The 20,724-nt window shown below is 39.7% G+C and carries 26 protein-coding genes and 1 pseudogene; 15 read left to right on the forward strand and 12 right to left on the reverse strand.

Annotated elements, in window-relative coordinates; translation table 11 throughout:
* The 6 genes from HUS61_RS12195 to HUS61_RS12220 all read left to right on the forward strand — a co-directional run.
* Nucleotides 1-142 (forward strand): cupredoxin domain-containing protein (locus HUS61_RS12195; protein WP_175082563.1); only part of this gene is annotated, 142 nt, incomplete at its 5' end.
* Nucleotides 143-151: 9 nt separating this feature from the next.
* Nucleotides 152-487: a DUF2933 domain-containing protein gene (locus tag HUS61_RS12200; RefSeq protein ID WP_016708242.1), complete on the forward strand. Its 336-nt coding sequence runs from the start codon at nt 152-154 to the stop codon at nt 485-487.
* The gene (locus HUS61_RS12205; RefSeq protein WP_016708241.1) at nt 480-1,145 is read left to right on the forward strand and encodes an isoprenylcysteine carboxylmethyltransferase family protein; all 666 of its coding nucleotides are present in this window, start codon (nt 480-482) and stop codon (nt 1,143-1,145) included. The genes HUS61_RS12200 and HUS61_RS12205 overlap by 8 nt, the downstream gene beginning before the upstream one ends.
* Nucleotides 1,129-1,551: a hypothetical protein gene (locus HUS61_RS12210; protein WP_016708240.1), complete on the forward strand. Its 423-nt coding sequence runs from the start codon at nt 1,129-1,131 to the stop codon at nt 1,549-1,551. Before HUS61_RS12205 ends, HUS61_RS12210 begins: the two co-directional genes overlap by 17 nt.
* A gap of 10 nt (nt 1,552-1,561) precedes the next feature.
* A complete protein-coding gene (locus tag HUS61_RS12215) occupies nt 1,562-1,933 on the forward strand; it encodes a hypothetical protein (protein WP_016708239.1) in 372 nt (123 codons plus the stop codon).
* A 50-nt stretch (nt 1,934-1,983) separates the two neighbouring features.
* Nucleotides 1,984-2,334 carry a hypothetical protein gene (locus tag HUS61_RS12220; protein ID WP_004589646.1) on the forward strand — a complete coding sequence of 117 codons (351 nt, stop codon included), beginning with the start codon at nt 1,984-1,986 and terminating at the stop codon, nt 2,332-2,334.
* Between the two features lie 217 nt (nt 2,335-2,551).
* Here HUS61_RS12220 and HUS61_RS12225 read toward each other — a convergent pair whose 3' ends face one another.
* Complete coding sequence (locus tag HUS61_RS12225; RefSeq protein ID WP_016708238.1) at nt 2,552-3,283, reverse strand: MauE/DoxX family redox-associated membrane protein; 732 nt, start codon at nt 3,281-3,283, stop codon at nt 2,552-2,554.
* Between the two features lies 1 nt (nt 3,284).
* Nucleotides 3,285-3,806 carry a DUF305 domain-containing protein gene (locus tag HUS61_RS12230; RefSeq protein ID WP_016708237.1) on the reverse strand — a complete coding sequence of 174 codons (522 nt, stop codon included), beginning with the start codon at nt 3,804-3,806 and terminating at the stop codon, nt 3,285-3,287.
* Nucleotides 3,807-4,504: 698 nt separating this feature from the next.
* Between HUS61_RS12230 and HUS61_RS21905 the strand changes: the two genes are divergently transcribed.
* Nucleotides 4,505-4,624, forward strand: a complete 120-nt coding sequence (locus tag HUS61_RS21905) for a hypothetical protein (RefSeq protein WP_353683143.1) — start codon at nt 4,505-4,507, stop codon at nt 4,622-4,624.
* A gap of 56 nt (nt 4,625-4,680) precedes the next feature.
* On the forward strand, nt 4,681-4,821 hold the full coding sequence (locus HUS61_RS12235; protein WP_229677580.1) for a cupredoxin domain-containing protein: 141 nt from the start codon (nt 4,681-4,683) through the stop codon (nt 4,819-4,821).
* A gap of 91 nt (nt 4,822-4,912) precedes the next feature.
* On the opposite strand, the gene HUS61_RS12240 is transcribed toward HUS61_RS12235, so the two are convergent.
* From HUS61_RS12240 to HUS61_RS12270, 7 genes are all read right to left on the reverse strand, one after another.
* On the reverse strand, nt 4,913-8,023 hold the full coding sequence (locus HUS61_RS12240; RefSeq protein ID WP_016708236.1) for an efflux RND transporter permease subunit: 3,111 nt from the start codon (nt 8,021-8,023) through the stop codon (nt 4,913-4,915).
* A 54-nt stretch (nt 8,024-8,077) separates the two neighbouring features.
* A complete protein-coding gene (locus tag HUS61_RS12245; protein WP_016708235.1) occupies nt 8,078-8,992 on the reverse strand; it encodes an efflux RND transporter periplasmic adaptor subunit in 915 nt (304 codons plus the stop codon).
* A gap of 2 nt (nt 8,993-8,994) precedes the next feature.
* Complete coding sequence (locus HUS61_RS12250) at nt 8,995-10,323, reverse strand: TolC family protein (RefSeq protein ID WP_029216105.1); 1,329 nt, start codon at nt 10,321-10,323, stop codon at nt 8,995-8,997.
* A 69-nt stretch (nt 10,324-10,392) separates the two neighbouring features.
* Nucleotides 10,393-10,755: a hypothetical protein gene (locus tag HUS61_RS12255; RefSeq protein WP_016708233.1), complete on the reverse strand. Its 363-nt coding sequence runs from the start codon at nt 10,753-10,755 to the stop codon at nt 10,393-10,395.
* A 45-nt stretch (nt 10,756-10,800) separates the two neighbouring features.
* Entirely contained in the window at nt 10,801-11,700 is a 900-nt protein-coding gene (locus HUS61_RS12260) for a cation diffusion facilitator family transporter (protein WP_016708232.1), read from the reverse strand.
* Nucleotides 11,693-12,421, reverse strand: a complete 729-nt coding sequence (locus HUS61_RS12265; RefSeq protein ID WP_016708231.1) for a transglutaminase family protein — start codon at nt 12,419-12,421, stop codon at nt 11,693-11,695. Before HUS61_RS12265 ends, HUS61_RS12260 begins: the two co-directional genes overlap by 8 nt.
* A gap of 12 nt (nt 12,422-12,433) precedes the next feature.
* Nucleotides 12,434-13,087, reverse strand: coding sequence for a cation transporter (locus HUS61_RS12270; RefSeq protein ID WP_016708230.1), 654 nt, complete (start codon nt 13,085-13,087; stop codon nt 12,434-12,436).
* Nucleotides 13,088-13,169: 82 nt separating this feature from the next.
* On the opposite strand from HUS61_RS12270, the gene cadR reads away from it, so the two are divergent.
* The 7 genes and pseudogenes from cadR to HUS61_RS12305 all read left to right on the forward strand — a co-directional run bounded on the left by cadR (nt 13,170) and on the right by HUS61_RS12305 (nt 19,595).
* Nucleotides 13,170-13,559 carry a Cd(II)/Pb(II)-responsive transcriptional regulator gene (gene cadR, locus HUS61_RS12275; protein WP_016708229.1) on the forward strand — a complete coding sequence of 130 codons (390 nt, stop codon included), beginning with the start codon at nt 13,170-13,172 and terminating at the stop codon, nt 13,557-13,559.
* 131 nt (nt 13,560-13,690) lie between these two features.
* Nucleotides 13,691-14,314, forward strand: coding sequence for a recombinase family protein (locus HUS61_RS12280; RefSeq protein ID WP_175082564.1), 624 nt, complete (start codon nt 13,691-13,693; stop codon nt 14,312-14,314).
* The gene (locus HUS61_RS12285) at nt 14,278-16,038 is read left to right on the forward strand and encodes a P-loop NTPase fold protein (protein ID WP_016708227.1); all 1,761 of its coding nucleotides are present in this window, start codon (nt 14,278-14,280) and stop codon (nt 16,036-16,038) included. Before HUS61_RS12280 ends, HUS61_RS12285 begins: the two co-directional genes overlap by 37 nt.
* Before the next feature lies 1 nt (nt 16,039).
* Entirely contained in the window at nt 16,040-16,927 is an 888-nt protein-coding gene (locus HUS61_RS12290; RefSeq protein WP_016708226.1) for a hypothetical protein, read from the forward strand.
* Nucleotides 16,920-18,254: a Qat anti-phage system QueC-like protein QatC gene (gene qatC, locus HUS61_RS12295; protein ID WP_016708225.1), complete on the forward strand. Its 1,335-nt coding sequence runs from the start codon at nt 16,920-16,922 to the stop codon at nt 18,252-18,254. The genes HUS61_RS12290 and qatC overlap by 8 nt, the downstream gene beginning before the upstream one ends.
* The gene (gene qatD, locus HUS61_RS12300) at nt 18,251-18,982 is read left to right on the forward strand and encodes a Qat anti-phage system TatD family nuclease QatD (protein ID WP_016708224.1); all 732 of its coding nucleotides are present in this window, start codon (nt 18,251-18,253) and stop codon (nt 18,980-18,982) included. The genes qatC and qatD overlap by 4 nt, the downstream gene beginning before the upstream one ends.
* Nucleotides 18,983-19,033: 51 nt before the next feature.
* A pseudogene (locus tag HUS61_RS12305) lies at nt 19,034-19,595 on the forward strand (manganese efflux pump MntP family protein).
* 1 nt (nt 19,596) lies between these two features.
* Here HUS61_RS12305 and HUS61_RS12310 read toward each other — a convergent pair.
* Genes HUS61_RS12310 through HUS61_RS12320 form a run of 3 tightly spaced genes read right to left on the reverse strand, consistent with a single transcriptional unit; the run spans nt 19,597 to nt 20,630 of the window.
* The gene (locus HUS61_RS12310; protein WP_062566147.1) at nt 19,597-19,815 is read right to left on the reverse strand and encodes a GDCCVxC domain-containing (seleno)protein; all 219 of its coding nucleotides are present in this window, start codon (nt 19,813-19,815) and stop codon (nt 19,597-19,599) included.
* Complete coding sequence (merC, locus tag HUS61_RS12315; RefSeq protein WP_016708222.1) at nt 19,803-20,192, reverse strand: organomercurial transporter MerC; 390 nt, start codon at nt 20,190-20,192, stop codon at nt 19,803-19,805. The genes HUS61_RS12310 and merC overlap by 13 nt, the downstream gene beginning before the upstream one ends.
* A gap of 60 nt (nt 20,193-20,252) precedes the next feature.
* Entirely contained in the window at nt 20,253-20,630 is a 378-nt protein-coding gene (locus tag HUS61_RS12320; RefSeq protein WP_016708221.1) for a MerR family transcriptional regulator, read from the reverse strand.
* Nucleotides 20,631-20,724 lie beyond the last annotated feature (94 nt).

Here is a 20,724-nt window from a genome sequence, read left to right on the forward strand (position 1 = left end):
AATGCTTATTCCTTCATTGGATATAAGCGAACAGCTTAAGTTAAATGAAATTACTCAAATTACCTTATTAAACTTGTCACCGGGAGAGCATGAGTTTCACTGTCAGATGCAAATGTATCGCGGTGTCTTAAAAGTCGTTTAGGAGGGCAATATGAAAAATCAACACCCTAATTTTTGGTCAACACCTACAGGCTGGGCTGCACTGGCACTTATTGCCGCAGTGACCTACTTCTTAGTGCTTGAGCATGGTCAACATACGCTGCAATTTCTTCCCTACTTGATTTTATTGCTATGCCCCTTGATGCACGTATTTATGCATGGCAGTCATGGTAAACATGGTCACGATCATTCACATGCGCCTGATGAAAAAAAGGAAGAGAGCTTTCAAGAACTCACGGATAAAAATGCAGCCTATCGCGATGGCTACATACAAGGCTTAGAAAAGGCACGTAAGGAATCACATAAAAAGGAGAGCAGTGATGAATGAAACATATGATTATGGCTTATGGTCAATGGTGATACTGAACTCAGCAATTTTTATCTTTTTTGCCTTTAGTTTTGTCAAACCAAAAACATCAACTGATTGGAGAAGTCTAAGCGCGTTCTCTGCCTTTATTGTTGCCCTATTTACTGAAATGTATGGCTTTCCTTTAACTATCTATTTTCTGTCGGGGTGGCTGACGGAGACCTATCCAGAAGTAAATTTCTTTGCGCATGAAAATGGGCATTTATTACATACTTTCTTTGGATTTCAAGGTGATGCCCATTGGGACCCATTTCATATAGTGAGTATGGTGTTTATTGTTGCAGGTTTCTTTATGTTGTCTTCAGCATGGAATGTATTGCATCACGCGCAAAAACATCATCAATTGGCTACAACTGGATGGTATGCAAGATGTCGCCACCCACAGTATGTAGCTTTCATTCTAATCATGTTCGGCTTTTTATTGCAGTGGCCGACAATCCCAACACTTGCGATGTTTCCGATCTTAGTCGTTGTTTACGTCAAGCTAGCGAAACGCGAAGAAGCACAGGCGATTGCTGAATTTGGTTCGGAGTACCACAGGTATATGGAATCGACACCAAGTTGGATCCCAAGTTTTAATAAAAGTGTAGAAGGTAAAAATCATGAAAACGTTAATTAAATCAATTTTATTTATTGGTTCACTACTGATAACCACTAGCTTATTTGCCCAAAACAATGAGCATAAACATGAAGGTGCGAACAAAGCTGGTATGCATCAAGGCATGACAATACCACATGAGAACATGGGAGAAATGCATAAAAAGATGATGGAAATGAAAAAGGAAGTCCATGCCATTAAAACTGAAAAAGATCCTGACAAGCAACAGCAGATGATGGTTGAACATCACCGTTCAATGATGAAGATGATGCAATCCATGCACAAAAACATGGAAGAAATGCCAATGCATCAACAAATCAAGATGACTGAACATCATTTAGAAATGATGGAGAACATGATGCCGCAGATGAACCGGAAAATGGAAGAAATGAAAGATAGCAATCAACAGCATTCACACAAACATTAGGAGAAAAATTATGAGCGATTTAGATCATAGAGTTGGCGTTAGAGAGCAAAATTTAGTTGTTCGAAATCTAAAGCTTAGCCATGTCACAGAAGAAAGCTGTGACGAGTTAGTAAAAGAAATAGATCAGCTTTTTGGTATAGATGAAGTTAGTTACAACATCAAAGAAGGTGAAATACACCTTGCCTATGATGCCGCAAACGTAAGCCTTGATGGGATTGAGGAGGTAATCCGTAAGTATGGCGCAGATGTTCATGATGATTGGTGGACACATACTAAAGAAAGTTACTATAAATTTGTTGATCAGAACATCAAAGATAACTCTGTTCATAAGCCTTGGAGTTGTCATCAAGCACCTTCGGGGGCTGGCCGGAAAAACAAATGAATTCATAAAAAAGTGTATAGATAATTAGTTAGTCAAATGAGGTAACAGTGATGAAAACACCCTATATAAAAGCTCTTTTATTGCTTACATTCGGTTTATATTTAGTGGGTTGTTCCAATACCACTTTTTATCATAAATACATGATGAGAGGTCAGGTAGTAGAAAGTTCTGATAATCGAACTCTAATCTGTATTGGTGCTAAGCATGGCGCAGAGGTTGGGCAAAAATACAGTGTTATTAGATTCCATGAAAGAATAGTATTGAGTGAAGGTGAAGATCCCTACACTATCGAAAAGGTAGGAACGGTACAAATTACTAAAATTGTGAATGATCATTTCGCAACTGTAAAGCTAGTGTCTGGTGACATTGCAGCGAAAGATATGGTGGAACTTGAAAACTAATAAAGTGGTGGCGAAAGCCACCACAAGAGCATAACAATAAAACTTAATGAAAAAGCTTTAGTGTTATTTTGTACAACCTTTGAGATTGTTTGCTCAGTTCTGGTTATCTTGATGCCAGTACGACAGAAAAAAATGTTACATATGGATTAGAAAGGTGTGGGCTGGCATCCTAGGTCTAATCTTAACAGTTAAGGGGCCGCCGAATAGAGCTATACCTTTACATCAGCAGCATAATCAATGCTCCCGCGATCATAAATAAGTTTTCAGATAGCGATACAAATCCAAGTGGCACACTGCTATCGCCGCCTACACAGGCACACTTTAACTGGCGTTTGTCAATGTAAACGGCTTTGAAAACTGAAATTGCTCCAACTGTGCCGATAAACAATGAAAATGGTGCCACTGCGAGAGGCTGTAGTTGGGCAACCATACCAATACCTGCATATGCTTCAATGAAGGGATAAATATAACCATATCTTATCCATCTCATCGCTAGTAAATCATAAGTAATAAACGAATTTGTGAAACTGTATAGGTCTTTCAGTTTTTGCACCGCTAAGAGCGTCATTGAAAAAGCTATAAATAGCATCAGTGTTCTGATGGAGATAAATGAGCCGGAAGCAAAATGTTGAGATGCGACAGCAAGAAGTGCAGCTATCGAGAAAATGGCTACAACTGGCGTGTAGGTTGTGCCAGTTTGACCTGCTTCATCTTTACCAAAATACTCTCTTAAGTCATCGTATCCTCCGACACGCTTTCCTTCAATAAAGGTTTGTGGCGTAGTTTTGACATCATGCTTATCTTTGAAGTCATCAGCTTGTTGTCTTGACGTGAGCTTATGATCTTCTACATCATACCCTTGCCTCTCCAGCAAATCTTTCGACCTTAAACCATAGGGGCAGATATGTTCGTCAGTGACCATTCTGTACAGGGTAGCTGTCTTAGTCATCTTAGCCTCCTTTGTTCAGTGTGCCTTCAAACTTTGGGAGCGGTCGTTGCTCAGCCTGAGCTTGTGAGCTGACCTTTCCATTTTCAGAAATATCCTTAATCAGCCATTCCATTTCTTTTATTTCTTTTCGTTGGGCTTTAATAATACCATTTGCCAATTCACGCACGCGTACATCCTCCAAAGTTGAATGCTCACTAGTAAGAATAGCAATGGAGTGATGAGGAATCATCGCTTTCATGTAGGCAGTGTCAGAAATTGTGCTTTGAGAGCGAACAAGATAAAGACATATGGCGAACAGTATTGTCGCCAATAGAAAAATAGCCATGTTGAGCTTCTTGTTACTGTACATGCCAAGCATAAAGGCCAGCATGATCATTGCCATACCTGCTCCCATATACAACGACATATAGATACGCGTTTCACTAAACCATATATGTGATACTGCGTAAGTGTTGAGATACATCATGACAAACATAGCAATGGTTGAGGTGATGATCATTGCAGCAAATCTTGAGTATTTCATAAGTAATCCTTACATTGATAGTGTAAATATTTCCCACTGTTAGCCTATTATTCTCTACATGTGGTCATGTTCTCGAAAAATTGCAAGTAATGAGCCAGTATCAATAAGAGTATTTGTAATACGATTGACTCAATTTCAGCGCAATTATTGTGAATCAGTACTAATCTACACATTTCGGTGTAAGAGTTTATGGGCAAAAAATCTTCTTTGAAGGAGATCAAATCAGCTTATATTTAGAGTTTGAGTTTTGAACTTGTGATAGACACAGGCGGAATTGGCTTTAGTTAACAATCTAATGTGGGAACTCAAAGTACTACAAGCTGAGCTTCAACAAATGTAAGCTCGTGTACAAGTGAAGACACAGTTAAAGCATGTGGAAGAATTAATCTTGATAGTTAGAGTTGTCATTTATTTCACTTTTTAAATGAACGAATATTGATCTTTTATCTCGTTCATGTTCGAAAGCTAAAAGTTTCCTACACATGAAAGTGGTTTTGCAAGAGTATCTACTAGAGAACAAGATTTGAATGCTCAACTGTTCAGTTGGGCTATTATGGTTGTAAAAAAATATTATAAGGCAATGTGTCTGGTACTTCGGTTAGAAATGAAAAAAGTTAAAGAAGCTAATCGATTTCATCAGGTAGGGTGATGAGGTAATAGTTACTCGCCTTGATCGGCTAGGCCGATCATTAAAGTCTATTCTTGAGGACATTGAAAGTACTCACAAACGGGGCGATTGTTCAAAGATTATTAATGGTTCTGTCAGTACAAAAAATGATAATCCGTTTACCAGTTTCATTCATAATCTGCGCAATTAGCAATAATGACGTGCGTTCATAACGGTCATAAAGAGCAATCCCCCTGCGCTGAAATAATGCTTATTCCTTCATTGGATATAAGCGAACAGCTTAAGTTAAATGAAATTACTCAAATTACCTTATTAAACTTGTCACAGGGAGAGCATGAGTTTCATTGTCAGATACAAATGTATCGCGGCGTCTTAAAAGTAATTTAGTTTTAAATAGGTCTTTTTACACACCTGAACGAGCAAAAGTAACTTAACAAAAGGCTTCTCGAAAACATTACGAGAAGCCTCTAAATTAAAGTTAAGATTTGTATTTACTGTAAACAATTCTATATAGAACAGGCAAAACAACTAAAGTAAGTAAAGTAGAGGAAATAATCCCTCCAATTACCACCGTTGCTAATGGCCTCTGAACTTCAGCCCCAGTTCCGACGTTTAATGCCATAGGAATGAAACCTAAGCTAGCAACCAAAGCGGTCATTAATACAGGGCGAAGCCTGATAGTTGCACCTTCGATAATTGAGTTTATTAGCTCTCCTGTTTCAAGTAATCGCTGTTTAATGAATGACAGCATCACCAGTCCATTTAATACAGCTATCCCTGAAAGAGCGATAAATCCAACAGCAGCAGAAATTGAAAGAGGCATGTCTCTTAACCACAAAGCCAATACGCCGCCTGTAAGTGCTAAAGGCACACCACTAAATATGATCAGGGCATCTTTTATTGAACTAAATGCTATGACAAGCAGTGTCAAAATTACAAACAATGTGGCAGGTACTACGATGGATAATCTTTGCGTTGCACTCTCAAGTTGCTCAAATGTTCCGCCGTACTCAAGCCAATAACCAGCAGGCAATTCAACATTTTGTTGAATTTTTTGCTGTGCCTCTTGTACGAATGAGCCTAGATCTCGGTTTCTAACATTTGCTGTAATTACAATTCGTCGCTTACCATTTTCTCGGCTTATTTGACTTGGAACTGTCGTATAATTTAACTCTGCAACTTCGCTTACAGGTACAAACTCACCACTTTCTGTCGCGATTGGCAAATTACCTAGCTGATCAAGGTTGGCTCTCAACAGCTCAGGATATCTAACTACAATTTCAAATCGACGATCACCTTCGAATATTAACCCTGCGCCTTCACCTGACACGACTGTTTTTAACCAAGACTGTAAGTCGCTTGCATCCAACCCGTATAGCGCTAATGCTTCAGGCTTGGGGTTAACGGTAAAGATAGGCACGTCATCAACTTGTTCGAGCCGCGCATCAGCAACACCTGAAATTGTATTGAGTGTAGCCAAAACTTCTTGTGCAGAAATGACAAGTTGGGATAGATCATCACCGTAGAGCTTAATCCCTAAATCAGCTCTTACTCCGCTAATTAATTCGTTAAATCGCATCTGAATTGGTTGAGTAAACTCATAATTATTGCCGGGAATAGAGCTGAGATCTTTTTCCAGCCTTTCAACAAAATCCTCTTTCGTTAAATTAGGGTCGGGCCATTGCTCTCTCGGCTTTAATATCAGAAAAGTATCAGTCACATTTGGCGGCATCGCGTCTGTCGCAACTTCTGCTGTGCCCGTTTTTGAAAACACCGTAACAACTTCATCATATTTCATAATTTGTTGTTCAAGTACCTTCTGCATTTCTACAGCTTGGTCAATACCCGTGCCCGGAATACGCATCGCGTGCAGTGCAATGTCACCTTCATTAAGTTGAGGAACAAATTCAGATCCTAATTTACTACCAAGTAATATGCTAAATGTCACAAGTAAAGCAGCGCCGCAAACAACTAGCCAACGTAGTTTTAAAGCCCACTTCAAAACAGGACTATAAACTGACTTAGCGCCGACAATTACTGGACTTTCTTTTTCGCTGATTTTGCCTTTCAAGAATAAAGCAACCGCAGCGGGGACTAGCGTGAAGGTAAATACCATTGCAGACAATAGAGCGATTATCACCGTTGCGGCCATCGGATGAAACATTTTGCCCTCGACACCCGATAAGGTAAACAAAGGTAAATAGACAATCGTTATGATCAATACGCCAAAAACACTAGGTCGTATAACCTCATTGGTAGCAGAATAAACAATGTCTAGGCGTTCTTTCAGGGAAATGACAGAACTATTTCGTTTTTGGCTTTCTGCTAACCGCCTAATGCAGTTCTCAACGATTATTACCGCGCCATCGACAATCAATCCAAAATCTAAGGCTCCCAGACTCATTAAATTCGCAGAGACTTTGCTTTGAACCATGCCCGTGATTGTTGCCAACATTGCCAAAGGAATTACTGCGGCGGTAATCAAAGCGGCGCGTATGTTACCCAGTAATAGGAACAATACGAAGATAACCAGTAATGCACCTTCAATAAGATTTTTCTGTACGGTGCTAATTGCTTTATCAACCAGAGTTGTCCTGTCATATAAGGGAACTATGGACACGCCTTGAGGTAAACTGTTTTGGATTTCACTAAGCTTGTCACCAACAGCCAATGCCACCGAGCGTGAATTTTCTCCTACCAGCATCATTGCGGTGCCAATCACACTTTCCTTGCCTTCCAGTGATGCAGCTCCTGTCCTTAGCTCTTTTCCTATCGCAACTTCGGCGACATCTTTAACTTTTACAAGTGTGCCGTCGTCGCTTTTTATAATGACGTTTTGGATGTCTTGAATAGATTGCAACTGAGCTTGTGAACGAACAAGAATTTGCTGTCCGCTTCTTTCGATGAATCCAGCCCCTTGATTTGCATTATTTCGCATTATTGCATTTGATAGTGCTTCACTGGTAATACCGAAGTGCAACATCCTTAACGGATCGGGATTGATATGGTATTGCTTTTTATAGCCACCAATTGCATTGATTTCCGTAATCCCTTTAACCAATGCAAGTTGTGGTTTCACTACCCAGTCATGGATCTCCCTTAACGCCATCGCATCATAGGGTAAGCCATTATTCTGCTTTGCACTTTCGTCGGCAGTTATACTGTACATGTATATTTCACCGAGGCCCGTAGCAATTGGTCCCATTTCTGGTTCAATGCCAAACGGTAGTTGCTCCTTAATTGCGCTAAGTCGCTCATTGATTAGGTTTCTGGCAAAATACAAATCTGTGCCTTCTTCAAACACAACAGTCACTTGCGACAGGCCATATCGAGAAAGTGAACGGGTATAATCCAGCTTAGGTAAACCCGCCAAGCCCGTTTCGACGATAAACGTAATCCGTTGCTCTGTTTCCAAAGGTGAATAACCTTGAGCCTGCGTGTTTATTTGTACCTGTACATTGGTTATATCTGGCACAGCGTCAATAGGTAGCTTCTGATAGTTCCATATTCCTAAAGCGATGATAAACAAGGCCATAAGCAACATAGTACCACGTCTACGGATAGATAATTCTAGTATCCAAGCGATCATATTTTCACCTCGATAATACTGAAGCCAATATGTAGAGGACAAAAAGGTCGGAGATTAGTGTTCATGTCCAGCCTCCGATTTTTTTAGATCAGCAACTAGCAGATAACTGTTCTTTACAACCACACTTTCGCCGACGTTCAAACCGTCGATGATAGCAATATTGATAGCGTCTGAAGCGCCAGTTTTTACGGCGCTAGGGTGGTATTCATTGCCTTCTTTAATAAAAACAACATCTTTGCCTTCAAACTCTTGAATGGCTCCTTTTGGCACAACAACTGGAGCAGAGTGTTGACTGGTCGTAACCGCACCTTTAATTACAGTGCCAAGCGGCCACTTGTTGGTTTTGTTATCCAATTTTACAAATGCCAATGAGTATGGCTTGTCGTTTAGTGATGGTGTTAAATAGCTAATTTGCGCACTTTGATTAAATTCAGTGCTATGAATTAGCACCTGCTGGTTAGCGTTAACCTTACTTAGCTGAGTAGGAAACACTGATAGTTGTGCCCAAACCACGTCAAAATTGGCTATTGTCAGCAAGTTTTCACCATTTGTAAGCTCGCCAATATTGGCTTGCCTAGCGACTATACGCCCAGACATTGGTGCTTTTATCGAATATTGATTTAAGCTCTCATTGGATTCAATCACTACCAACGTTTCACCTTTTTTGACCTCTTCGCCGAGATTGACTTTTACTTCCTTAATAACACCATCGAATCTAGCGTTAACGTGCGCAAGTGAGGCAGGATCGGCAACGATTTTTCCATATACAACTTCTTCGTTATGAATAACACCGCTAGTTGCTGCTACTGTTTCAATGCTGTTTTGTTTAGCCATCTCAACAGACATAGAGACTATTTCATCTTTGTGTTCTTCACTGGCTGAGGTCGTGATGGAGGTGAAACCAATTACAGCAACAAGCATTAATTTGAAAAGGCTGATTGGTGAATTTAATATATTTTTCTTTTTCATGATTAATTCTCAATAAAGCTTGAAAGTTGGCTTTCTGTATTGCCGGAAGAAATTAATGGAATGCCTGATAAGGACTCAATGGAGGCGCTTTGTTTGTGAACCTCACTTGCGGCAAAAATAAGCGCATATTGCATCTCAATAAGCTCTTTTTGAACTGAAACTAGCTCTAAATAACTAAAGCGCCCGTCCGAATAGGCTTTTTGCACTAATGACAAAGCACTTTCTTGAGGCGGAATAATACTGGTTTGTAAGGTTTCAACCGTAAGGCGAGCCTCTTCCTGAGCCGCATAAAATGTCGCTAATTGGCTGTAAATTGCTCGCTCACTGGCTTTCCGTTGCTGCTCAACTTCATCGAGTTTTGCTTTTTGAGATTGATAGCTGCCTCTATTTCTATCACTCGTAAACAGAGGGACGCTAATTCCTGCAACCAACGCAGTCTCATTGCTACCTTCAAGTCTTTTCACACCTGCGCTCCACGTTATATTAGCGTGGCTTTGTGCGTTGATTGATTGTAATTGAGCTTGCTGAATTCTCGATTGCTCTGCATAAGCTAATATATGAGGACTTTGAGAAAGTTGAGCCATGATGTATTCGAGTGATATTGTTTTGGGAAGTGCAAATAAATCGCCTGATACACGAGAGAATTGCGGTGATTGTTCTCCCCACATAATAGCTAACTTACGAACACTGGCCTCTAACTGCTTGGAAATGGTTAGCGTCTTTAGTCGAGCTGTTGCTAAAGCTGCATCAGCTCGTTTTTGCTCTGATGACGGTGCCGAACCAACACGAACTTTTTTGGAGACAGTTTGATAGGTTTCTCGTGCTAGCTTTTCTGCATTTTCATTGACGAGCATGATTTGCTGTAACGTCAAAACATCGATATAGCGAGCTGCTACTTCACCCAAAATATCGAGTGTTTGTATTCTTTTTTCAACAGCTATTGCTTGCTGTTGGGCATTAACATAAAGCTTTCTGCTATTTACCTTATCTCCCAATTCCACCACGGAAGATATTGATAAGGTAAGTTCAGCGTCGCTGAATCCAGATACATCACCTGTACCTGCAAAGTTTTCCAATTCAGCGCTGACGTTATATTCAGGTTTTAACCCTGCGGTAGCTAACTCGCCGTCTAAACGCTTTTGTTTGTATTTAAAAGCTGTTAGCTGTGGGTTGTTTGCAAGTGTTCGTTGTATTGCCTCTGACAATGAAACTGAATCAACAGTTAAGTCATTTGCAAATACATTATTAGTTGTCACTAAAAACGACAACAGAAGCAACCGTTTTACTTTCTTCCAAGCAAGTACGGGGGCCTTAAAATAAGACATATTCATATTTTGTCCTGTTTATTTTATGAAACGAGCGTTGGCTTCACCGCCTAACGCGCCAATTAAATAAAAGGACTAACTTTTGGGAGGTCGAAGTAATCTGGAAGGGGGAGCTTCAATGACTACTTTTAAATAATCAAATACCTGACTTGATTTGAAATCAATGTCTCTACTGATGTAAACATGCGTAGCAAACTGTACATGCGAGCCATTGCAGTGTCCGCAATGATGACAATCAGCGGGGTTGTGTTGGTCATTATCTGCTGATGATTGTATTAATTTTTCAGAAGAAATGTGGTCATCTAAAGCATGAACATGCTCGGTTTTTATATGCTCGGAATCAACAATATGAACATCAGCAACTTTTGCCACAGCAGAAAATGACTGAAGTAATATCAGCACTATCATGATGTATGCAGGGAATTGTTTAATATTCATTTCGTTTCAACTATCTCTTAGTTATGCCAATGTTAACACTATCGTTTAGCTTGCGTCACGACATTGCTCGTCTATGAACTCTATTTCAATTGTTGTATGAGCAAAATCAAACTCTTTAAGCTCCTGTCGCAACTCTAGCTTGTACGATTTCAGCTCTTCGTTAGATATTTCAGTGTTTAAAACAATATGGGCGGTTAAAACGTTGTGTTCACCATCAAGTGACCAGATGTGTAAGTGATGTACTTCACCCACAATGGCTTTAGAAACTATTTTCGATTTAATATTTTCAATAAGATCAATATCTGGTGTCGCTTGCAAGAAGAGCATAAGTGTCGTTTTCAGTGTTCTTACAACATTAAATAAAATAAAAAGGGTAAACCCAATTGATAAAATAGGATCGAGTATGGGCCATTCAACAAACATCAATACGATTGATACAATAAATATAGCTATCCAACCTAAAACGTCTTCAAGCAAGTGCCAGTTTAAAACTCGTTCATTTAAGGTCTTTCCATGACTTAGCTTATAGGCAGCGTAACCGTTTACCACCATGCCAAAAATAGCTAATAAAAGCATTCCTTCGACTTGAGGCATTTCGGGGTTAGCTAATCTTGGTATGGCCTCAATTAGTATAAAAACAGAACCAACAGTTAATACCAAACCGTTAATCAATGCGCCAAGCAATGAAAAGCGCTTGTAACCATATGAAAACTGGCTAGAGGCAGGCTTGTTACTGAGCTTATTTAATCCCCATGCGGTGCCTATGGAGATGCTATCTCCTAAATCATGGATAGCATCTGCCATGATTGCCGTACTATTGGTTAACCAACCTCCGATAAATTCGATGATGGTAAACGTGAGGTTTAGAAAAAAAGCCCAGCCAATGCGTCTCGAAGCGTCCTCATCATTGTGAGGGTGATCATGACCGTGAGAGTGGTTATGCATGTTGAGCCTCGGCGGTTACATTTTTTCTTCTAAGCCTTTGTACATTCCAATTAATGATATGACGGATAAAGTTTTGGTACGCCCAACGTTTAATACCCGTTAGATTGGTTCCCTGCTCAGCATAGAATTCATCGGGTGAGTCATAAAAGCCAAAGTCGTCGTGTATGCCTTCTTTTTGAATATAAGTATCTTTACCAACCCAGTTCGTCTCTGGGTTACTTATGCAGGTAGTAGCTATTCCATAACCACAAAAATTATCTTTAGCTTGACTGAATTTGGATTGAATTGAACTTAGGTAAGCTTCGTCGAGAATGAAGCCTTCTAAATTGATCCACTTACCTTCATAGAGCACTTCTACCCAGCTATGGATAATGGATTTTGGGGCAAGCCAAAATACATAAGAAGGAATAGCGCCTTTCTGAAGCTGTTGGTCAATCGTGAAACCATGAAATCGGCACTGAATACCAAGCGCTCGGAATAGAGCCATTAACAAGTTTCCCTTGGTATTGCACTGTCCATAGCCATCCGCTAAAACTTCACTCGCAGATATATCATCGCTGCGGTTGTAACCAAACTGAATCTCATCTTTAACAAAGGTGTAAGCAGCTCCTATTGTGTTGTATTCATCCATTGTATTCCAATTCCGATCTGCTATTAGAGATTGGATGCTGTGATCATCTAAGTCTAATATTTGTGTTTTCTCTAAATAATTAGCACTCATTATCCATCTCCTTTAAGAACATGATTTTGATTTACTTCCACTACAGCTATTGTTTTCGCTTGTTAACTCTGCGTTGCTCAGCTCTTTCTTCGCATCAGTAATAATCAGGTAAGCCCCTCTTAAAATTAGGGTTGCAATCACACTACCAATCACAATGTCAGGCCAGCGAGAATCAAGTAGCATCACTAAAACACCAGCAGCAATGACCCCCAAGTTTGCGATCACATCGTTGGCTGAAAATATCCAGCTTGCACGCATATGGACTTCACCATTGCTTTGCATTCTGATTAAAACTAAACAAATGACGTTTGCTATTAATGCTACAAAACCAAAGCCGATCATGAACCAAGAGTGAGGCTCACCTTCTCCGAGTCTTCTTACTATGTCAAAGATTACCAGTATTCCGAGTGTCAGCTGAAAGTAACCGCTGATAAGGGCTGCATTGGCTTTATGCTTTAAAGATCGGCTCACGGCATATAGAGCAATACCATAGACAATTGCGTCAGCCAGCATATCCATTGAATCTGCTATCAAAGCCGTTGAGTTTGCATATAGGCCCACAGTAATCTCAACGCAGAACATAACCGCATTAATACCTAGCAACCAATACAGCACATGTTTTTGTTTCGCATCTTTTAGTTCGACTTCGCAACCACAACCACTCATTGCACGGCCTTAGTTATTTGCTTGATAACTTAACTATAAAGTCTATAGTGACTATAGAGTCAAGATTTAGGACTAAAGTTTTATGAAGATAGGTGAACTTTCAAAAACGACAGGGTGTTCGATACAAACAATTCGGTATTACGAGAAAGAAGGGTTGCTTTCAACTCCTGAACGTACTGAAGGGAATTACAGGTTATACGGTGAACGGGCTTTAAAAGAATTAGAGTTTATAAAGCATTGCCGAAGTTTGGATATCCCTCTAACAGATGTTAAACGCCTTATGGAACTGAAAAATAAGCCAGAAGAAAGCTGTGCAAGTGTTAATAAGCTCATTGCTCAACAATTGGCCTTAGTTAACAATCGAATGAGAGAACTCAAAGCACTAAAAGCTGAGCTTCAACAAATGGCAAGTTTGTGTACAACTGAAAACACCATTGAAGCGTGTGGAATAATTAAGTCACTTGATAGTTAGAATTGTCATTCATTTTCTATCCGTGTTGTGTACGAATAACTATATTTTATTACGTTCATGTACGAAATTTATTTAATGTACTTTCGTTCACTTGATTGTTAAGATGTACGAAAGTTACAGGTTTCGTACATATGAAAGTTGGTTTTGCAAGAGTCTCAACTAAAGAGCAAGATTTAAATATTCAACTGTCCAAGTTGGACGCTCATGGCTGTGAAAAAATATTTCAAGGAAAACAGTCAGGTGCTTCCATTAGAAATGAAGAAAAGCTAAAGGAACTCATCGATTTTATCAGGGAGGGTGATGAGGTAATTGTTACTCGCCTTGATCGGCTAGGCCGATCATTAAAGTCTATTCTTGAGGCTATTGAAAGTATCCACAAAAAGGGGGCTTGTTTAAATATTATCGACGGCTCTCTCAATACTAAAAATGATAATCCGTTTGCCACCGCCATGATCAACCTATGTGGAGTATTCGCTCAACTTGAGCGGGATCTTATAAAAGCCAGAACCGCAGAAGGTCGCGAAGAAGCGAAGGCTAAAGGCAAACATATGGGTAGGTTGCCTGCTTTATCAGACAAACAAGCGAAAGAATTATATAAAGATAAATTAAATGGTGAATCGATCTCTGCATTAGCGAAGAAATATTCTGTTAGCCGCCCGACGGTTCATCGAACTATTGAAAGAATGGAACAAAAAAATAATAAACAAAAGGAGATGTTATGTGGTCTGATAAAGAGTCGAAAATTGACTTCTTAAACTTTAATGAAACGGCTGAGTCGATTAAAGATCTTATCACTGAAAAGGAATTAATGCCTATTAGTATAGGTGTCTTTGGTGATTGGGGCGCTGGAAAATCCACGATTCTTGAACTTACCAAAGCATCTTTGGAAACTGATGAACAAGAATATATCCAAGTGCATTTCGATGCATGGACTTTCCAAGGATACGATGACGCTAAAGCAGCGCTATTAGAAACAATTGCATCTACTTTAGTAAAAAAAGCAGCAGACGATAAAAATCTAAGTGCAAAAGCAATAGAGTTTGCTGGACGAATAGATAAGATCAGACTGATGGGACTGCTAATGAATGGTGGTGCAGCATTAGCTGGTATACCGACTATGGGTGGTATACAGAAGATCATGGGACTATTCAGTGGTGGTGACGATGGTGAACTTGATGTTGATGATGTAAAAGGTGCTGTCGATGGCGCTAAGGATGTTGCGAAGAAAAACAAAGGTTTGATCAAAGATAAGAAATCATTCTCACCTCCTAAAGAAATTAAAGAATTCCGAAAAGCATATTCTGATCTGTTAAAGGAGTTTGATAAGCCACTTATTGTCTATGTCGATAATTTAGATCGCTGCTCTCCATTTAATGCCATTTCAACACTTGAGGCGATCAGATTATTTCTATTTTTACCAAATACCGCATTTGTCATTGCCGCCGATGAAGACATGATCCGTTTGGCAGTACCTGAATATCACAAAGGTGCATCTCAACGACATCAAACTGATTATTTAGACAAGCTTATTCAAATTCCTGTGCATGTACCAAGGCCCGGTGTTCTTGAGATAAGGGCATATTTAATGATGCTCACCGCTCAAGACCACGGAGTGACAGATGCTCAGTTAGAAGCGATAAGATGTGCCCTTGAAGAATCATTAAGGCTTTCTTGGAAACAACCACAAATTACCGTTGATGAGCTTCTTCAGGATCACGATATCGAAAAGCATTCAGGACTCAGAAGCAAATTTGTAGTTGCTGAACAGTTAGCTCCACTATTAGCTGAATCCACAAACATTAACGGTAACCCTCGCATAGTTAAGCGATTACTCAATCAAGTTAAGATGAGAAAGAAAACGGCTCACCGTCGAGGAATGCAGCTTGACGAGAAAACTATCACTAAGCTGGTAATTTTTGAGAGGTGCTTAGGCACTCAGGCTACTAACAAGCTTTATGAATTAATTGATAAGGAAAACGGATATCCAAAAGTTTTAGCGGATCTCGAAAATTCAGAAGTTGAATTTGATGAAATAAAGTTACCTGAAGAGTGGAAACTCGACCTAGCTTTTATTGATAAATGGTCAAAATTACCTCCAATGTTTACTGAGATGGATTTGACCCCAGCGGCATACCTTAGCCGAGAAAGCATTCCAATGGGTGCTGTTAATGCGGTAATGTCGGGAGCTGCTCAAAAACTTGTAGAAGAATTAATGAAGCAAAAGGTAAGGGTCAGTGGCGTTAACTCTACTGCGATTACCACAACTCCGAAGGAAGAGTACATGTCAGTCATGGATGGTTTGATTGAAAACTTTAAGTTGATTGGTGATTGGACCGAAAAACCAACAGGCATCTATGGAGCCGTGTTACTTGCCAAGCAGGATGATAAATGTTGCTTAAGTCTTCTTACATTCTTAAAAAGCTTGCCTCGTCAAAGGTGGCTCAATCCAATCTTAAAAGAACTAGAGGGAATTAAGTAATATGGGTACGTCCGCATCGTCTACAGGACCGAATAACAAGAGTCCGCTAATTCCATCTTGGGCAGAGCAAGGAGATCCCGTCACAATAGAGCCTGCATCAGGTACTGATGGGGATGATCAAACTGGTTCTGATAACAATCAATCTGATGATCAGAATGACCATACCAACGATATTGACAATGACAAGGTTCAACAAGAAATCGGTGGTTCGCCAACAGCAACGCCACCTCCAAATAGGTTTGCCAGCGCCAGAAGAGCATTTGGTAAATATGCACAAACAGGTGGCTCAACCTCAGATCTAAGGCGTTCATTAAAAAGTTACTCTAGAAAAGGCTCTGGCGGAGGTAAAAGCACAAGCCGGAGACTAGCAAGCGGTATAACGGCTGGTTCTGGATTGCTTGGTGTCATGCGTGGCGACACCGTAACGGTTAATAATCAAAGCTTATCATTAGGTGATCTAACTGGGTTATCGACTGACCAAGCAATTGACAAAATTGCTAGTCATTTGGCACCTGATAATGCCGATTCGGATGCTGTAAGAGTTGCGTTGGATTACGCACTAGAAGAAGCACTCCCCGATACAGAAGAATTTGACCCAAACAGTTTTACTGACGAAGTTATTCAAGAAGCCATAGGCTGTTATTTAACAGATCTTATTTTTCAGGATGTGGTTGAAGGCATGGGCAGAGCTTGGTTTCATGTTGAGCCTGCAAGTAAGCATCATCAAATGGAAGTAGAATTAAGGGAATTAATAAAAGTGATCACACAAGAGCAGTTAGACAAAGTAACTAATGGCAACCCTAGTACTATTAGCAAGGAAAATATTACTAAAATTCAAGCTGATGCAATTGCAATGACAGTGGATGAATGGGAGAGTTTTGATGACTAATTTTTATTTTAACCATGACCCAGCTAACTTGCCTGATTTTTCTGAAGACTGTCATCCTGTCCAAATGTTTCACACGCATCAAAATGACATCACTAAGCACAGCTTGGTGTCAAAACAACTACTACAAACAGTTCGTGATTTAGGATTGCATGTAGATGCTGATGCAATAGATCTGATAACAATTGCAACCGCCGTTACCGCCGCTGATACATTTGAATTGAGGGATAATGCAGAAAATGCATGGGCTAGAAAAATGCATTTACATGTTCCTGTTACCGATGAGGATATGTGGAATACTGTTGAGCCTGAACTAAGTTCTTTGCTCAACTTTCTAACGGGCGATCAATGGCAGTTTACTTTTGAAAAAACAACTATGCCGATGCCGACTCCTAAAACAAGTGAGCAAGCGAAAGCAAAAGCAAAATCATTAATTGGACTCAACTCAGTCTGCCTTTTTTCAGGAGGTCTTGACAGCGCAGTTGGTGCAATTGACATTTTAAACGGAGAGTCAGCCTTAAAACCGCTTTTGGTTAGTCACGCTTATCGTGGTGATGGCGCAAAACAGGAAGATATTAAGCATTTATTATCCCCGCCATTCGGCGAATTGTCCTATTCAATGTCTCCTCATATTATCAAGCATTTAGAAGGTAAAACTGACATTAGCATGAGGGGAAGAAGCTTCAACTTCCTAGCTATGGCGGTACTTGGTATATCAGCCTTAAGAAATGCTAATTGCGATAGCAGTATTGAAACTATTGTCGTCCCTGAGAATGGCTATATTTCTATAAATCCACCGCTTACCAGAAGACGGATTGGTAGCCATAGTACTAGAACTACTCATCCTAATTTTCTAAGCAGGCTTGAATCTTTGCTTAGAGACACTGGGTTTCATGTCAAATTTGTAAACCCCTATCAATTCAAAACTAAAGGTGAAATGTTAGCGGAATGTGTTGATCAAGACGCAATTAGAAAAGCAGTTCCTCTGAGTGTTTCTTGTAGTCATTGGCACAGAGAGCATAAACAGTGTGGGCATTGTGTACCTTGCCTTATTCGAAGAGCGTCAGTTTTTCATGCTGGTTTTACACAAGATGCGCCATACAAGACAAAGCGGTTGAGAGGTCTTATTAAAGAAAAAGATACTCGCGATGATCTCCAAGCGGTTCAAACTGCCATTATCCGGTTGAAACAGACTGACAATTATCGTTCTTGGCTTCGAAAGTCAGGACCAATACCACAAGATAAAGATATACGAGAAAAACTAGAATCAACTATTAAGCGAGGATTAGCAGAGGTTGAATTATTTCTCCAAGCGGATAAATCATCATGATGGATCTTCATTGCCATGTTGATTTATATCCAGATCATAAAGAGGTATTGAACGACATAAAAAGCAGTAATTATTACGTGCTATCAGTAACTACGGTGCCTTCAGCTTTTGAAGGTACTGTTCAGTTAACAAGTGGCATAAAACACTGTAAAACGGCTTTGGGGCTTCACCCTCAACTTGCTCATTTAAGGAAAAATGAACTACCTCTATTCGATAAGCTAGTTGATAGAACTAGATATATTGGAGAAATTGGGCTGGATGGCTCAAAAGGTTATGCTGATTACTTTGATGATCAATTAGAGGTTTTCACGCATATTTTGAAAAAATGTGAAGACTTTGATAACAAAATACTAACTATCCATAGTCTTAATGCGACAGGTGAAGTACTTGAACAACTTAAGTTATACCCCAATGCTGGTACTTCTATTCTTCATTGGTTTTTAGGTACTAAGAAGCAAGTTCTAGAAGCCGTCGAGCTAGGCTGTTTCTTTTCTATTGGGCCAGCCATGCTTACTTCAGCCAGAGCTAAAAAAGTAATATCGTGGATACCTCAAGATAGGATTTTACTCGAAACTGATGGCCCTTTCGCCAAAGTGGCGGGGAATATTCTGTTTCCTTCAAGTGTTGGCACTGTTACTGAATATCTGGCTGAAATTTGGTGTAAAAATAAGGCTTCGATAATTGAGCAACTGTCAGCAAACCTTAGGTGTTTAACATCAGTCAAGTAACTAATTATACGTCACGTAATCTTATAACAATTTTATTCAGGTTTAATCGATTTGTTTGAAGTATTTGTATTAGCTATAGCACTCAGTATGGACGTGTTTGCAGTATCCATAGGCTTAGGTTCTAAAAAAGTAGCAAATGCTGAAAAACTCTTTATTAAAGCCGTTGCTTATTTTGGATTTTTCCAAGGCTTTATACCTCTTTTAGGCTATTACAGCGGTAAAGGATGATCATCTTGGATTGAAGATTATGCACCTTGGATAGCTTTTATTTTGCTATTATTTATCGGTGGCAAAAATGATTTATGAGTCCCAATCTGAAGGAATTGAAGAAGATATTGCTAATGTTACTCATCGTGTGCTATTTGTTCTTGCTATTGCCGCCAGTATTGATGCAATGGCGGCAGGTTATGCAATCACATTGCTTGAGGTAGACATAGCCGTAGCTTGCTTGATAATAGGCGTCACGACGTTTGCCTTTAGCTAGATTGGTGTGAATATCGGCGAAAGAAGTGGCGTATGGCTGGAGTCTAAAGCTGAACTATTTGGTGGTTTAGTGTTAATCGCAATCGCATTTAAGATATTACTTGGTTGGCACAGAACCACCGAATACTAGGCTACTTACCTGAGCAACATGCATTGCCTTCTTGAATAGGAGGACACTTAACTGTTCCATAAGAGCAGTAAACGCAACAATCACCTTTGAACGGTTTAAGTAGTGCTTTACAGCTTTCGCATTCGTAATACCATTGGCAAGCGTTTGTAGGCATGGTTTCAACTTTGCTAAATCCACATTCAGGGCAAGTTATCTTAGATTTTAATTCTATACCTTGCATACTGGTTCCTTAATGGGCTTAACAATATCTAAAATAGACATTACGACCATCCAAATGATCCCAAAGTAAAATAAGTAAGTGCTCCAGTCGTATTGCCATAAAGGATAAAGGGTCAGCAATACTGCAATTGGGCCAATGACACTTAAAATGCCTCTTAATGACTCTCGATGTTGATACCAATTATAGAAATTAACTAACAACGCTAGTGAAGCAAATAATGGCAATAAGGTGTTCACCGCTATCCCTTCAAAATGTGAAAGAAAACCTAACCCAAGCGCAGATGCCAATGAGCCGAGCGCAGGAAAACATGCTGTGCAACTAAGGGCGGCTAGCCAAACGCCACCAGAACCTACTTTATCTAGAATTTTATTGATCATAACTATCTACCTCAATTTTTAAGGTAGTATAAACTCCGTACATAAGTACGGGGTCAATAGCTATTTAAGTGAATTTATTACCGGGCAGGATTGAGGGTCTTGATTGGCCTTGCAAGAATCTGTCATATCTTGAATTACTTTCTCTAACCGCTGTAAATCAGCAATTTTATTACGGATGAGATTAAGTTTTTGCAATCCCATCGATTCTATATCAGCGCAACTGCTACTTAGTGACATCAGTGATTCAATTTCTTTCAGCGTAAACCCTAATGCTTTAGCTTTCAGAATAAATTTGAGTTGATTAGCGTGTGTCTCGTCATACTTTCGATAACCTGATTCGGGTTTTGGAGGCTGCTCTATTAAACCTTGGCGCTCATAAAAGCGGATCGTTTCAACATTGATATCTAAATCTTTTGCCAGTTTTCCAATGGTTCTCATAAACATACTCTTTAGAAGCAGAGACATCATTATACAATTAATGCGGATTGCCTAAACTCAATTTTATTGCATGAACGGGGTCGCTAAGCGTCCG

This window comes from Pseudoalteromonas sp. 0802 (assembly GCF_013350085.1).
Lineage (GTDB): Bacteria > Pseudomonadota > Gammaproteobacteria > Enterobacterales > Alteromonadaceae > Pseudoalteromonas.